We start from the raw sequence: 13,942 nt of genomic DNA on the forward strand, positions 1-13,942 counted from the left end.
GGTAGTTAATGAAAAACAAGAACATCATCCGCTACGGCTCCATCGCGGGCCTGGTCCTCATCCTGCTGTACGCATTCACGTTCTTTACCAACGATGCCCGCAGCTTCAAGCAGGTGGACACCTCGGTGGCCATGGAGCAGCTGACCTCCAAGAACGTCGAGGAAGCGCAGATCGACGACCGTGAGCAGCAAGTGCGCCTCAAGCTCAAGAAGCCGGTGACGGTGGAAGAGCAGGAGGGCATCGAGGAGGTCATTGCCAAGTACCCGGCGCGCGCCTCCGAGCAGGTCTTTAACGCAGTTAAGGACTCTGGTGCTGAGAAGTACCAAACGAAGGTCACGCAGGATTCCTTCATCGGCTCGATGATTAGCTTCCTGTTGCCGATGCTGCTGCTCTTCGCGCTGTTGTTCTGGATGATGTCGCGCATGCAGCAGGGCGCTGGCGGCATGTTTGGCATTGGCGGCTCCAAGGCCAAGGAGCTGACCAAGGATATGCCGACCAACACCTTCGCGGATGTGGCCGGTGCGGACGAGGCAGTGGATGAGCTGCAGGAAATTAAGGACTTCCTCGATGATCCGGAGCGCTACCATGCCCTCGGCGCGAAGATTCCGCGCGGCGTGCTCCTCTACGGCCCGCCGGGCACCGGTAAGACCTTGCTGGCCCGTGCCGTGGCGGGCGAGGCCGGTGTGCCGTTCTACTCCATTTCTGGTTCCGACTTCGTGGAGATGTTCGTCGGCGTCGGTGCCTCCCGCGTGCGCGACCTGTTCAAGCAGGCCAAGGAGAATAGCCCGTGCATCATCTTCGTCGATGAGATTGACGCCGTGGGGCGCCAGCGTGGCTCCGGTACTGGCGGCGGCCACGATGAGCGCGAGCAGACCCTAAACCAGCTCCTCGTGGAGATGGACGGCTTCGGTGACCGCGAGGGCGTTATCCTCATCGCCGCGACCAACCGTCCCGACATCCTGGATCCGGCGCTGCTGCGCCCGGGCCGCTTCGATCGTCAGATCCCGGTGACCAACCCGGACCTGGCTGGTCGCGAAGAGATTCTGCGCGTGCATGCCAAGGACAAGCCGCTGGCCAAGGAAGTGGACGTGGCCCAGTTGGCGAAGCGCACCGCCGGCATGTCGGGCGCCGACCTGGCCAATGTGCTCAACGAGGCCGCCCTGCTCACTGCGCGCATCGGCGGCAACGTCATTACCTATGATGCGCTGGAAGAGGCTACCGACCGCGTCGTCGGCGGCCCGCGCCGCCAGGGCAAGATCATTTCCGAGCATGAGAAGAAGGTCACCGCCTACCACGAGGGCGGCCACACGCTGGCCGCGTGGGCGCTCAAGGACATTGAGCGCGTCTACAAGGTCACCATCCTGGCCCGCGGCCGTACCGGCGGCCACGCCATGACCGCGCAGGAAGATGACAAGGGCATGTACACCCGTGATGAGCTCTTCGCGCGCCTCGTCTTCGCCATGGGTGGCCGTGCCGCTGAGGAGCTGGTTTTCGGCGCACCGACCACCGGTGCTTCCTCCGATATTGAGCATGCCACCAAGATTGCGCGGTCCATGCTTACTGAGTACGGCTTCTCGCCGGATCTAGGCACCGTCAAGTACGGCAAGGAGCAGGGCGATCCCTTCAGCCAGATGGGTGGCGGCGGGACCATCGACTACTCCGATGCCATTGCCGCCAAGATTGATGAGCAGATGGCCTACCTCCTCAACAGCGCGCACCAGCAGGCTTATGACATCCTGTCTGAACACCGCGATTACCTCGACACCCTGGCGGAGATGCTCCTGGAGAAGGAGACCCTGCGCCGCCCAGACCTCGAGGGCATCTTTGAGGGCATCGAGCCCCGCGAGGCCTTTGACGTCTTCCCGAATGAGGACGATCGCTTCCCGCGCCAAGCCGGCCGCGAGCCGGTGAAGACCCCGGTAGAACTGGCCAAGGAGCGCGGTGAGGAGCTGCCGAAGCGCATGACGCTTCTCGACGCCTCCCGGGCCGCCCGCGAGCGCCGCCTCGCCGCCCAGGAAAAGGGGCAGTCTGAGCCCACCGCTTCGGAGAAGGAAATCGGCTTCAGCTTTGGCCAGCATGCCGGTGACGTGGTGGACCCTGACCAGGGCAATACTTTCTTCGGTGAGTCTGAAGCTAAACCCGTCACCGATGCGACCGGCCACGAGCAGGAGGTGCCGGAACAGGAACTGCGCAACGCCCAGGGCGGCCTCAGCCACGATGAGACCCAGGAAATTCCGCGCGTGACGGATGCTCCGGAGCCGCAGCGCAAGGCGGAGCGTCGTGGACGTCACGCCAAGCCGGACAGCCATGACAGCGACGACCGTCATGACAGCCACAGCAGTCATGACGGTCATGGAAACCACGGCTGGGGTGCACCCGGCTGGGGCGAGCAGGAACACCGCAACAACCCGTACAAGGACGGCCAGGACAATGAGCGATAACATCCCAGCTCAGCGCGAATTCGACCACGAGCGCGCGGAAGCCGCCGTGCGCGAGCTGCTCATCGCCGTGGGCGAAGACCCCGAACGCGAGGGCCTGCGTGAGACCCCAGCGCGCGTGGCTCGTGCCTATGCGGAGGTCTTCGCCGGGCTGCACGAAGACCCCACGGAGGTCCTCCACAAGACTTTCGCTGAGGAGCACCAGGAGCTAGTCCTCGTGCGCGATATTCCCATTTACTCCACGTGCGAGCACCACCTCGTGCCCTTCTATGGCACGGCGCACATCGGCTACATCCCGGGCCCTGACGGTCATGTCACCGGCTTGTCCAAGCTGGCACGCCTGGCGGATATGTACGCCAAGCGTCCGCAGGTGCAGGAACGCCTGACCAGCCAGATCGCCGATGCGCTGGTGGAGGTTCTCCACGCCCAGTCCGTCATCGTGGTCATCGAATGCGAGCACCTGTGCATGGCCATGCGCGGCATCCGCAAGCCGGGGGCAACGACGACGACGTCCGCGGTGCGCGGTGGTTTTAAGAAGAACGCGGCCTCCCGTGCGGAGGTCATGAGCCTGATTAGGAGCTAACCCCTATGGCAGTCAGCAACCTCACCGTCCCCGGCCGCACGTTGGTAATGGGAATTCTCAATGTCACGGAGGATTCTTTCTCCGACGGAGGGCGCTGGATCAAGGTAGATGATGCCCTTGCACACGCCCACCACCTCGTGGACGCGGGCGCGGACATGATTGACGTCGGCGGCGAGTCCACCCGCCCCGGTGCGGTGCGCGTGGCTGCCGAGGAGGAAGAGAGCCGCGTCGTGCCCGTCATCAAGGCGCTGCACGAGGAGGGGATTAAGACCTCGGTGGATACGATGCGGGCGTCGGTAGCCGCAGCGGCGGCCGAAGCCGGCGTGGACATGATTAATGACGTTTCCGGTGGCGCTGCCGACCCGGACATGTATCGCACCATGGCTGCCACGGGTCTTCCGGTGTGCCTGATGCACTGGCGCACCGTTCAGTTCGGCAGCGCGGCCGGTGTGGCGGACCACGGCGGCGATGTAGTGCGCGATGTCCACGAGTCCCTCGCCGCGCTTGCTGACGCCGCCCTCACCGCCGGCGTCAGCCACGACAACATCGTTGTTGACCCCGGCCTAGGCTTTGCCAAGTCCCCGCAGGATAACTGGGCGCTTCTCAAGGCCCTGCCGGAGTTCCTCCAGGGCGAATTCCCACTGCTCGTGGGGGCCTCCCGCAAGCGCTTCCTCGCGGCTATTCGGGAGGACCGCGGGGCCGAGTCCAGCCCGCTGCTCGCGGATCCGGCCACTGCGGCCGTCACGGCAATCTCCGCACAGATGGGCGCGTGGGGCGTGCGCGTGCACGAAGTGGACGTCTCGCGCGATGCCGTGGATGTTGCCGCCGCTTGGAATTCAGGCGCGGCGTATACGGGCGGCGCGCATGCCTCCGGAAGTTACGCCAACGGTGCCGATGGTGGCACGGTGGTCTCGACGTCTTTGGGAAGGGCCTAAAACATGGCGGATCGCATCGAACTCACGGGCCTGGAGTGCTTTGGCTACCACGGCGTCTTCGAAGAGGAGAAGAAGACCGGCCAGCCCTTCATCGTGGATGTCACCTGTTGGTTAGACACTGCAGGCATCGAGGACGACCTGTCGCGGACAGTGAATTACGCCGAGCTTGCCGACGTCGCCGCGGGCATCGTCGAAGGCCCGTCCCGCGATCTCATCGAGACAGTGGCCGCGGAGGTCGCCGAGACTGCAATGGAGCGCTTCGAGATTCTTCACGCCATCGAGGTGACCATCCACAAGCCGAAGGCACCTATCCCGCGCACTTTCGCCGACGTGGCCGTCGTGGCCCGCCGCTCCCGGAAGCGGATGGCAGGCTAATGCGCGCAGTCCTGTCCATCGGCTCCAATATGGAAGACCGCCGCGCGCTCCTCCAGACCGTCTTCGACGAGTTTGCCGATGAGACCATCGCCGCCTCTCCGGTCTATGCCACCCCACCGTGGGGAGTGACAGACCAGGGAGATTTCCTCAATGCGGTGCTCATCGTGGACGTGGACTGCACTCCGCTGGAGCTGCTGCGTCGCGGGCAGAAGCTGGAGGAGGCTGCCGAGCGTGTCCGCGTGCGGCACTGGGGCCCGCGCACTTTGGACGTGGACATCGTGCAGATAGACGGCGTGACTTCCGACGACCCAGAACTTATCCTTCCGCACCCGTATGCAGATCAGCGCGCCTTCGTGCTCGTGCCGTGGTTGGCCGCGGACCCAGACGCGGAGCTCAACGGCACCTCAGTGCGCGAGCTCATCGCCGGCCTCGACGAGGAGGAGGTTGCGGCGGTAAAGGAAGTGAATGAGTAATGACGAGGACGTCGATTAGCGCGCTCGTTGGTACGGCCCTGTTTGTAGCCGCCGCGGCTGCTATCCTCACCACCCGCTTTTATGGCTCGATGCTGGCTATCCCAGCAACGGTGTCGATTTCCCTGTGGGCCATGGCGGTGGTGTGCGGCGTCCTTACCCTCAAGGTGCGCAGTGCTAAGGAAGATGAGCACGGAATCGGTTTGGACAACTCGCAGCTTAACCCCATGACCATTGCGCAATTCTTGTTGGTCGGCAAAGCCTCAGCATGGACCGGCGCCATTGTGGGCGGGGCCTACGCCGGCATCGCCGTGTACGTCGTGCCGCGCGTCGGTGAGCTCGTGGCTGCCGCCGGTGACCTAGCGGGAGTACTCGCCTCCGCGCTGGGTGGTGTGGCCATGAGCGTAGCCGGTGTGGTCTTGGAGCGACACTGCGAGGTTCCACCTCCAACAGATGGGGCACAAGCGGTAAGTTAGTGGTCATGACGAGCCCGCACAATGCCCCCGAGTCCCCGCACGAGCCGGCACCTTCACAGGCCACGCCGCCGACTGTTGAGCCTGAGACCCAGTCCGAGTCGAAGACGGACGCCGGTTCTATCGGTCTCATCATCTTGGTCATTCTGGCCGTGATTGCCAGCCTGGTCATGCTCATTTGGGGCTCGGTCAATGCGCTCAAGATTGCGCTGCTTGCCGCACTATGGGCAGCGGTTCTCGGCTTCTTCCTCGTGGTGCGCTACCGCCGCCAGGCTCAAGAGGCCAAGGAGCTACTTGCTGTGGAGCGCGCCCATGCCGCGTCTGCGCTGACCGCCTCCGGCGCATCTACAGCGGACAACAGCGAGGTGCTCGCAGAGATCCGTTCTGAGCTGGAAGCCATCCGCTCCCAGATTGAGGAGATCTCGGGCCGCGAATGGGTCTACGAACCCGCAGCCCTATATGCGGAGGCTCGCCGCATCCAGGAGCTGGAGCGCAAGGCCGGCAGCGCCGGCGTGGATGAGCGCGGCGATGCCAACTCCGTGAACTTCACCCAGAAGTCTGGCGGTGCCCCGACTGCCGACGCGGTCGCGGGCCGCCTCGGCACCCAGCCCACGCATCCGGTGAGCAACCCGCTGGATAACCTGATTGCGGAGAAGCCCGCGGCCAAGCCGACTGGTACGCCGAAGGTACGGCCGGCGGAGCAGCCAACTGGTCAGCAACAGCCGCAGCGCTCGCAGCAACAGCCGCAGCGCTCGCAGGAGCAGGGAACACGACCGGCACCGTTTGGCGAGCCGCGCTCCTCGCAGGGCCAGGCCCCGGCATTCCGCCCGATGGGCGAGCCGCGCCGAGAGGACCAGCCCGCGCAGCCGACGCAGACGCCGCAACCGACGCGATCTGCACAGACGCCGAAGCCAGCGCAAGCGGACCACGTCACGCAGACGCCGAAGCCTGCGCAGTCTGCTCAATCGGTTAAGCGCGCAGCAGATGGTCCGTCGACTGAGACGACGGCGCAGCAGCAGCCGGAGTTCAAGACCGATAGCTTCCAAGCCGTGCAGTGGAACCAGGGTGCTGCAGGTGCGCAGCACGTCAAGGAGGATGCTGGCTCCGCGCAGCCGCACCACCGTCACCGCAAGCCGGAGGCAGGCAGCGCGCAGCAGGCAGCGCGGGCAGAGGACACTCGCGGCCGCCGCCGCAGTGATGAGAAGCGCGAGGGCGCGGTCTCCGTGGCTGAGCTCATGGCGCGCAGCAAGCGCGGGAAGGAACAGCGGAACAAGGACGACAAGAAGTAGATGCAGGCACCACGCATGCGGGTGGCGGTGTGGGGTGATTCCCGAGCCGGCATTCACTTCGCACTCCGTCTGGAGATGGCTGGCCACACCATTGAGAAGCTTGAGGACCCCGCCCAGCTGGACCGCTTCGATGCGCTGATTCTCGCCGCGACGGCGAGGGAGCTGGAGGCGGCTGTGGGGGATGTGGCCCCGCACGTGCGCCCGAGACAGATCGTCATCCACACCTCGTTGTTGGCCGGTGTGGAAGCGCTCGATGAGCTGGAGACGCAGGGCTGCGTGACGATTGCCGCAGCGCCAATGGGCGACTCCTACGCGGTGAGCTCACCCGATGAGGTAGCGGAGACCGTCATTAGTCTGTTGCTTTCAGAGATTCACCAGACCGCAGAAACGGTGCCTGAGGCACAACGTGCCGAGCGAGCCGCGCGGCTGTTCTACGCGGAAATGCTCGCTGCACTCACCGCGTGGGCGTCGATAAAGGCGGGGATTATCGAAGATTTTATGGGCAGCTCCTTCGACCTCGACGCCGATGACATCATCGCGGCCTATCCCGCCGCGGTGGAGCTCGGCATGGCGCGCAACTACCGCGATGTTGCCCGGATGGTGGGCGAGCAGGAGAAGATTGAAGAATTGGAACTGTGGGCAGTAAGAAAGGAAGCGCCGTGGCAGAGCAACTCCTAGTGGAGGACTTCGAGCGCATCCGCATGGTCGGCAGTGCCTACCGCAAGACCGGCAAGCGCGTAGTGCTGGTGCCACTCGGCCGCGATATTCACGCCGGGCACCTGACACTCGTGCAGGCAGCACAGCGCGTGCGTGGAGGCGTGGTTGTCGTCGCCGTTGACGACGACGCTGACATCACCGCCCTCGACGGCGTCGACGTGGTGTGGCGCTATGGCACGCAGAGCCAGCGCACGCGGATCCTCGCGCCCGATCACGGCATGGAAGACGTGAGCGCGGAGTTGACCCGCATTGTGGCGCTTACCTGTGCTTTGGGTCCCAGCGATGTGTTCATGGGGGAGAAGGACTACGAGCTGCTCGTGGCTACCCAACAAGCTTTTACGGACCTTCACATCGGGGCGTGTGTGCAGGGCGTGCCTTCGGTGCGCATGCCGGATGGGGTGGTGATGAGCCTACGCAACGCTGACGTGGCACCCGAAGCACGCGAGCAAGCCGGCGCCTTGTCAGCGGCACTCACCGCCGGTGCGTACGCGGCGGAGTCCGGGGCCGAGGAAGTCGTCCGCGTGGCACGTGAAGTGTTGGCCGCCGCAGGCGTCGAGCCGGAATACGTGGAGCTGCGCGGCCGCGACCTTGGGGAGGCTCCCGCAGAGGGCGATGCCCGCCTCTTTATCGCGGCCACCATCGGCGGCGTGCGGCTCATCGACAACGCAGGCGTGCCGTTGGGCATTGGCTTCCGCAATCTGGAGCAGCGTGGATAAAAGCCTGTGGCATGCGTTACAACCGGCTAGGTTGGAGGCATGAAGATTGGCATTTTGGGAGCCGGCGCGATCGGCGGATATTTTGGCGGAAAACTGAAAGCAGCGGGCCACGACGTCGCCTTCGTCGCTCGTGGTGGGACCTTGCGGGTGCTGGGGGAGACGGGCGTGACGCTGATCGACGCCCACGCAGAGCCCACCACCACCGAGGTCATTAAGGTCCCGGCTGCGCAATCCTTTGCTGAGGTCAAGAAGCTCTTGGGTGGGCTGGACGTGGCGATTATTGCGTCGAAGGTGCTGCCGGGAAACGAGACCTTTGGCAGCGCTGAGGACCGCGAGGTCCTGCAGGGGATCCCTGTGGTGACCACGCACAACTCGGTAGAGATTCCATACTTAGCGGCCGAGGAATTCGGGGAGGAAAACATCCTTGCCGGTGTTGCTCGCGTCTATGCCACCCGCCTGGGGCCGGCTCGGATCAAGCGCAATCCGGGGCCCTTATCCCTGGCTTTCGGTCCGCTGAGTGCCGATGCCCCGGAGTCCCTGTGCCGCACAGGCAGGGAGCTGATGGTCGCGCTCAAGGAGGCGGGTGCCTCCAGCAAGTTTCACGACGCCGCGCTTGTCGACGTCTGGTCGAAAGCCATGTTCGTTACCTCCACAGGTGCCTTAGGCGCCTTGGTGGATAAACCAATTGGTTACCTTTGTCAGGAAATCCCCGGCCAGCTTGAGGCCTTTATGCGCGAAGTCGAGGCCGTTGGACGTGCACTCGGTGTGGACCTGCCCGACAATGTGGTGGAACAGACCATGGAGTTCGCCCGCCAGCAGCACCCGGACAACACGTCCTCCATGCAGCGTGACATCAAAGAAGGTCTACCAAACGAACTTGACGCCCAGGTCGGAGCAATCCGACGCATGGGCGCCAAGGCTGGGGTCAAGACCCCATTGTGGGACTTCGCGCAGGATGTGCTCGAAGCCCAGCTGCGCTCGTCCTAAGGCGAACGCAACAGGTGGTGGTGAGTAGCTCGGGGTGAGCTACTCACCGAGGAGGTTCTTTACTTAGAACCGATCTTGCCGTCCTTCTTCCAGACCACAACCACGGCCGGACGCGGGGTGGAGTTGCCACCGTCAGGCCAGTGGGAGGTAGCGTTCTCGAAGGTGGCGTCATCGGCCTCACCCGGGTGCTGAACGTTGACCATCACGCGGTCATCATCAACAATCGGGCCACAGGTCTCAGCGCCAGCCGGGACGGTGAGGAAGCACTTGAGCTCGCCGCGGGTTTCACCATCAACGGTCACGGCGTACAGACCGTCGTTGGAATCCAGGGCGTTGCCGTCGGTGGAAATCCACAGGTTGCCGTGGTTATCGAAGGCCAGGTTATCCGGGCAGGAAATCGGGGAGACCTTCTCCTTGTCGAAGCCACCGAAGTAGGTGTTGGCTTCCTTCGGGTCACCACAGACCAGCAGAAGGTTCCAGGTGAACTTCTCACCAGCGTGGTCGTCCTCGATCTCCATGACGAGGCCGTTCTTGTTTTCCTTGACCGGAGCGTACTCCATCGGGTCTTCCTGGTTCTTCTTGGCGTTTTCGCCGGTAGCACCGCGGTACTTGTTGTTGGTCAGAGCAACGTAGACCTTGTCGTTGGCCGGGCTGATCTCCACGTCCTCTGGGCGGTCCATCTTGGTAGCGCCGACCTTGTCGGCAGCCTCACGGGTGAAGATGGCAACTTCCTCAGCGGACATGCCATCAACGTGGGACTCGAACTTGTTGTTCTCGGTGTCAGAGGTCAGCAGCTTGACCCACTCACCGGAGCCGTCAAAAGCGCCGTCCTCCGGCAGGACACCGGAACCGTCGATTTCCTTCTCTGGGGAGTTACCTTCCATCTTGGCCACGTAGAGGGTGCCGTGGTCCAGAATGGACATGTTGTGCTTGAGGTCGCCCTCCTTGTACTTCTTGGAGGAGACGAACTTGTAGATGTACTCGAAGCGAGAGTCATCACCGGAGTAGCACACCACGGTGCCGTCCTTGGTGATGTGGATGTTGCCGGCCTCGTGCTTGTAGCGGCCCACTGCGGTGTGCTTAACCGGGGTGGATTCCGGATCGAGCGGGTTGATTTCTACGAGCCAGCCGAAGCGGTTCGGCTCGTTCGGCTCCTTGGTGACGTCGAAGCGGTCATCGTACTTCTCCCACTTACGATCGGACGGGCCTTCTTTGATGCCGAAACGCTTGAGAGACTCGGCAGCCTTCTCATCCTTGACGTCGCCACCAGCGAAGTACTGGTCGAAGTTCTCCTCGCCGGACAGCATGGTGTTCCACGGGGTCACGCCACCGGAGCAGTTGTTGAGGGTACCGAGGACCTTCTCGCCCTTCTGGTCAGCAGAAGTCTTGACAAAGTCAGAGCCCTTTGCCGGACCAACCAGGGTGAACGGGGTGGTGGCGGTGATACGGCGGTTGAGCGGACCGAATTCGCGCTTGAGCTCACCGGTGTCGCCCACCTTGGAGACCTCGAGGATGGTGTGGCCGTGGCCAGCCCAACCAATCTTGACCTGCTCTTCGGTCGGGTTCTCCGGATCGTAGTCCGGGAACATCATCGGCTCGGTGGTGTACTCGTGGGAGCACATGTAGATGAGGCGGTTCTTGTCATCCGGGTGCTCGATGAGGCCAGCGAAGTCATTGTTGAAGCCGAACTGCTTCTCAGCAGCCTCGGCGGTCTGGTTGTTGACGTCGAACTCCGGAGCGCCTTCGATGACCGGGTCGCCCCAGGCGATGAGAACGGACTGCTCATAGCCCTTCGGGATAACAACTTCATCCTTGGTGTTCGGCTCGACCTTCTCGAAGTGCATGCCCTCAGCGGAGGTCAGCTCAATTTCCGATTCCTTGACCTCGGAGGTCTTGCCGGCGGCGCTGCTGCCAGCAGCAGAGTCTTCCTCACCCGGAGCGGCACACGCAGCCAGGGCGGAGGAGCCGCCGACGGCGACGACAGCCAAGCCGCCGGCGCGCAGAGCGGTACGACGGGAGAACTGGTCACCGAAGTACGGGTTATCAGAGGTGTTCTCGCATTCGCCGAAGCAGGCGTTACCGCACTTGTAGGTGCAGGTAAGGGAGGAACGAGAAGAAGTGAACATGTTAGTCAAGAGGTTGCGGCCGTGAAGTGCCATGGGAGTGCTCCTGAGATCGTAGTAATTGAGAATCGCAGAGATGTCGTATCGGACCCTCTGAGTTAATCCTGTTAAGGTGACCAGCCGCTTGATCTCTCATGTCTTTGAGGTGAACACTCTGTGAATCGGGATCGCGCCCGCGCATAGGGATCGACTACCCTAGACAACCGTGAGCGAGAAGAAGAATACTGAAGTTAACGACGTCCCTGAGCAGCTGCGCATTCGCCGCGAGAAGCGCGCCCGTCTGCTGGAAACCGGCACCGATCCTTACCCGGTGACTGTTGAGCGCACGATCTCCATGAAGGATCTGCGCCAGAAGTACCAGGTGCTGGCTGAAGGCGAAGAGCCTAGTGGTGATGAGGGAGTTACCTACCTTAACGCCGGCGAGGAGACCGACGCTGAGGTCGCTATCGCTGGCCGCCTAATCTTTATGCGCAATACAGGCAAGCTGTGCTTCGCCACCTTGCAGGATGGCGACGGCACCCAGGTACAGGCCATGCTCTCCCTGGCTGAGGTCGGCGAAGAGCGCCTTGCGGCCTGGAAGTCTGACGTCGACTTGGGTGACTTCATCTCCGTGCGTGGCCGCGTTATTGCTTCGCGCCGCGGGGAGCTGTCCGTCATGGCTTCCGCATGGACCATGGCTGCTAAGTCCCTGCGCCCGCTGCCGGTCTCCTTCGCTGACATGAATGAGGAGACCCGCGTTCGCCAGCGCTACAATGACCTCATTGTGCGCGAGGAGGCTCGTAAGAATGCCATGACCCGTGTGAAGGTCATGCGTGCGCTGCGCAATTACTTGGAGGATGAGGGCTTCGTAGAGATCGAAACCCCGATGCTCCAGACCCTGCATGGCGGTGCGGCTGCCCGCCCCTTCGTAACCCACTCCAATGCGCTGGATATTGACCTTTACCTGCGCATCGCCCCGGAGCTCTTCCTGAAGAGGGCCGTCGTTGGCGGCATTGACCGCGTGTTTGAGATCAACCGCAACTTCCGTAATGAGGGCGTCGACCGCTCCCACTCCCCAGAGTTCGCCATGCTGGAAACCTACGCCGCTTGGGGCGACTACGACGACTGCGCACGTACCACTCGCGAGTCCATCCAGGCCGTGGCCCGCGCCGTCTTTGGCTCCACCACCGTGACCTTGGCTGATGGCACCGAGTATGACTTCGGCGGCGACAAGTGGCCGGAGATTGAGATGTACCCCTCCCTCAATGAGGCTCTGCAGCGCAAGTTCCCGGGCCAGCCCGAGGTCACCATTGACACCGACGTGGAAACGCTGAAGGGCATCGCTGACGTCATTGGTCTTGATGTGCCGAAGAACGGCGGCTGGGGCCACGGCAAGCTGGTCGAGGAAATCTGGGAGGTTCTTTGTGAGGACCAGTTGGAAGGTCCGATCTTTGTGAAGAATTTCCCGGTGGAAACCTCCCCGCTGACCCGTCAGCACCGCTCCAAGCCAGGCGTTACCGAGAAATGGGACCTCTACGTCCGCGGATTCGAGCTTGCTACCGGCTACTCCGAGCTGGTGGACCCGGTTATCCAGCGTGAGCGCTTCGAGGACCAGGCTCGCTTGGCCGCCGGCGGCGATGAGGAAGCCATGGTATTGGATGAGGACTTCCTGGCAGCCATGGAGCACGGTATGCCGCCGACAGCCGGCACCGGAATGGGCGTTGACCGTCTGCTCATGGCCCTGACCGGCCTGGGTATCCGTGAGACCGTTCTCTTCCCGATTGTGAAGCCGGAAGCCTAACTCCTCACGCTTCCGCTCCGCCCGCGCATGCCAACGTCCCGGCTGCGCGGGCGTTGTTATAAAAAAGTGTCTTCTGTTTCCCAGGCGAGCAGCCAACTCGTGGAACGATGCAAGGTATGAAGAAGCTTTTCCCTGTCCTTTCCGTCGCGTTGCTCGCCTGTGCTGCCTCCTCGTGTTCATCTACCGATGACACCGCCAGTGATGAGCCGGAGTTCCAGCATCTCTCCGCCGCCGCAACGTCGTCCTCCGAAAACGCTGAGTCCTCTAACGAAAGCCCGGCGACCACGGCCACCGAGCAGGAAGAAAAAGACGACTCTGGACTGCAGAAGAAAGATAAAGAAGAATTCATTGCAACTAACCTTGGCCACGCAACCTCTACCGTGTACGGAGTGAGCAGCCCAGATGAGCGTGTGGCCTGTACAGTCACTGAGGATAAAGGGTTACTTGGGTGTGCCGTTATGTTTGCTGATCCACCCCTGTATCCAGCGCCTGGTATGCCAACGTGGCTGTCCAATTCCGTCAACTTTGACTCGGATAAAGGTTTTTATCCCAACGTGAAGATGGGCGGTGATAATGCTGCTCTCACCATGCTGGAAGCTGGCAGTACCGTCACCATGGGCGGAGTAACCTTCGAGGCCGCGAGTGAGGACGAATTTACGGTACAGCTTGATAGACACCACTTCACGGTCAAGGACCAAGGCCAGTACTACTCGGATACCTTCCCACCGAAGCCAGATGCAGAAGGACATGCCATTACTGGCACCATCTGCGGGGACCTAGGCGACGGTGAGTACGTCTACGCCAAGACACACGATACGAATTGCGCGCGAGCGATGGAGGTTCTTGACTACTACAAGAACTATGACTTCGCGCCAATGGAGGGCGGCAACCGCGGCTACCTCATGGAGGATGACTTCAGCTGCTCCTACAACGCTGATGCCGGCTGGCCGGACCAGCCAGAATATCGCTGGCTGGGATGCAGCATCGAAGGTGCTGGTGAAGTCGTTGTTCTCGACTCAAATGCCCGCGCGCTCATTTCAGCGCAAGGTTAAACGC

The 13,942-nt window shown here is 62.6% G+C and carries 13 protein-coding genes; 12 read left to right on the forward strand and 1 reads right to left on the reverse strand.

From position 1 onward, the window contains the following. The first annotated feature begins 8 nt into the window (after nucleotides 1-8). The 10 genes from ftsH to I6J72_RS00245 are packed head-to-tail and all read left to right on the forward strand — an operon-like array spanning nucleotide 9 to nucleotide 8,983. Nucleotides 9-2,441: an ATP-dependent zinc metalloprotease FtsH gene (ftsH, locus tag I6J72_RS00200; protein WP_204099509.1), complete on the forward strand. Its 2,433-nt coding sequence runs from the start codon at nucleotides 9-11 to the stop codon at nucleotides 2,439-2,441. Further along, nucleotides 2,431-3,021, forward strand: a complete 591-nt coding sequence (folE, locus tag I6J72_RS00205; RefSeq protein ID WP_204099510.1) for a GTP cyclohydrolase I FolE — start codon at nucleotides 2,431-2,433, stop codon at nucleotides 3,019-3,021. Before ftsH ends, folE begins: the two co-directional genes overlap by 11 nt. A 5-nt stretch (nucleotides 3,022-3,026) precedes the next feature. After that, on the forward strand, nucleotides 3,027-3,956 hold the full coding sequence (folP, locus tag I6J72_RS00210; RefSeq protein ID WP_204099511.1) for a dihydropteroate synthase: 930 nt from the start codon (nucleotides 3,027-3,029) through the stop codon (nucleotides 3,954-3,956). 3 nt (nucleotides 3,957-3,959) lie between these two features. Continuing rightward, nucleotides 3,960-4,331 carry a dihydroneopterin aldolase gene (gene folB, locus I6J72_RS00215; RefSeq protein ID WP_070670532.1) on the forward strand — a complete coding sequence of 124 codons (372 nt, stop codon included), beginning with the start codon at nucleotides 3,960-3,962 and terminating at the stop codon, nucleotides 4,329-4,331. Then, on the forward strand, nucleotides 4,331-4,804 hold the full coding sequence (folK, locus tag I6J72_RS00220; RefSeq protein ID WP_204099512.1) for a 2-amino-4-hydroxy-6-hydroxymethyldihydropteridine diphosphokinase: 474 nt from the start codon (nucleotides 4,331-4,333) through the stop codon (nucleotides 4,802-4,804). Before folB ends, folK begins: the two co-directional genes overlap by 1 nt. Continuing rightward, nucleotides 4,804-5,277 carry a DUF3180 domain-containing protein gene (locus tag I6J72_RS00225; RefSeq protein ID WP_204099513.1) on the forward strand — a complete coding sequence of 158 codons (474 nt, stop codon included), beginning with the start codon at nucleotides 4,804-4,806 and terminating at the stop codon, nucleotides 5,275-5,277. Before folK ends, I6J72_RS00225 begins: the two co-directional genes overlap by 1 nt. A 5-nt stretch (nucleotides 5,278-5,282) precedes the next feature. Continuing rightward, the gene (locus I6J72_RS00230) at nucleotides 5,283-6,563 is read left to right on the forward strand and encodes a DUF6779 domain-containing protein (protein WP_204099514.1); all 1,281 of its coding nucleotides are present in this window, start codon (nucleotides 5,283-5,285) and stop codon (nucleotides 6,561-6,563) included. Beyond that, on the forward strand, nucleotides 6,564-7,241 hold the full coding sequence (locus I6J72_RS00235; RefSeq protein ID WP_204099515.1) for a hypothetical protein: 678 nt from the start codon (nucleotides 6,564-6,566) through the stop codon (nucleotides 7,239-7,241). Nucleotides 7,242-7,264: 23 nt separating this feature from the next. Further along, on the forward strand, nucleotides 7,265-7,996 hold the full coding sequence (locus tag I6J72_RS00240; RefSeq protein ID WP_204100381.1) for a pantoate--beta-alanine ligase: 732 nt from the start codon (nucleotides 7,265-7,267) through the stop codon (nucleotides 7,994-7,996). Between the two features lie 39 nt (nucleotides 7,997-8,035). Next, nucleotides 8,036-8,983, forward strand: coding sequence for a 2-dehydropantoate 2-reductase (locus I6J72_RS00245; RefSeq protein ID WP_204099516.1), 948 nt, complete (start codon nucleotides 8,036-8,038; stop codon nucleotides 8,981-8,983). 59 nt (nucleotides 8,984-9,042) lie between these two features. On the opposite strand, the gene I6J72_RS00250 is transcribed toward I6J72_RS00245, so the two are convergent. Then, nucleotides 9,043-11,142 carry a PhoX family phosphatase gene (locus I6J72_RS00250; protein ID WP_204099517.1) on the reverse strand — a complete coding sequence of 700 codons (2,100 nt, stop codon included), beginning with the start codon at nucleotides 11,140-11,142 and terminating at the stop codon, nucleotides 9,043-9,045. A gap of 169 nt (nucleotides 11,143-11,311) precedes the next feature. Between I6J72_RS00250 and lysS the strand changes: the two genes are divergently transcribed. Beyond that, a complete protein-coding gene (gene lysS / locus I6J72_RS00255) occupies nucleotides 11,312-12,886 on the forward strand; it encodes a lysine--tRNA ligase (protein ID WP_204099518.1) in 1,575 nt (524 codons plus the stop codon). Between the two features lie 116 nt (nucleotides 12,887-13,002). Next, nucleotides 13,003-13,938 (forward strand): hypothetical protein, encoded by a 936-nt coding sequence (locus I6J72_RS00260; protein WP_204099519.1) that lies wholly within the window; start codon nucleotides 13,003-13,005, stop codon nucleotides 13,936-13,938. The last annotated feature ends 4 nt before the right edge of the window (nucleotides 13,939-13,942 follow it).

The sequence above is a fragment of the Corynebacterium sp. FDAARGOS 1242 genome (assembly GCF_016889985.1).
In the GTDB taxonomy this organism is placed as follows: Bacteria; Actinomycetota; Actinomycetes; order Mycobacteriales; family Mycobacteriaceae; genus Corynebacterium; species Corynebacterium minutissimum_B.

Bases quoted from the DNA above. Each gene is read 5' to 3' on its own strand.
- ftsH (WP_204099509.1), top strand. From the start codon at position 9: ATGAAAAACAAGAACATCATCCGCTACGGCTCCATCGCGGGCCTGGTC.
- folE (WP_204099510.1), top strand. From the start codon at position 2,431: ATGAGCGATAACATCCCAGCTCAGCGCGAATTCGACCACGAGCGCGCG.
- folP (WP_204099511.1), top strand. From the start codon at position 3,027: ATGGCAGTCAGCAACCTCACCGTCCCCGGCCGCACGTTGGTAATGGGA.
- folB (WP_070670532.1), top strand. From the start codon at position 3,960: ATGGCGGATCGCATCGAACTCACGGGCCTGGAGTGCTTTGGCTACCAC.
- folK (WP_204099512.1), top strand. From the start codon at position 4,331: ATGCGCGCAGTCCTGTCCATCGGCTCCAATATGGAAGACCGCCGCGCG.
- I6J72_RS00225 (WP_204099513.1), top strand. From the start codon at position 4,804: ATGACGAGGACGTCGATTAGCGCGCTCGTTGGTACGGCCCTGTTTGTA.
- I6J72_RS00230 (WP_204099514.1), top strand. From the start codon at position 5,283: ATGACGAGCCCGCACAATGCCCCCGAGTCCCCGCACGAGCCGGCACCT.
- I6J72_RS00235 (WP_204099515.1), top strand. From the start codon at position 6,564: ATGCAGGCACCACGCATGCGGGTGGCGGTGTGGGGTGATTCCCGAGCC.
- I6J72_RS00240 (WP_204100381.1), top strand. From the start codon at position 7,265: ATGGTCGGCAGTGCCTACCGCAAGACCGGCAAGCGCGTAGTGCTGGTG.
- I6J72_RS00245 (WP_204099516.1), top strand. From the start codon at position 8,036: ATGAAGATTGGCATTTTGGGAGCCGGCGCGATCGGCGGATATTTTGGC.
- I6J72_RS00250 (WP_204099517.1), bottom strand. From the start codon at position 11,142: ATGGCACTTCACGGCCGCAACCTCTTGACTAACATGTTCACTTCTTCT.
- I6J72_RS00260 (WP_204099519.1), top strand. From the start codon at position 13,003: ATGAAGAAGCTTTTCCCTGTCCTTTCCGTCGCGTTGCTCGCCTGTGCT.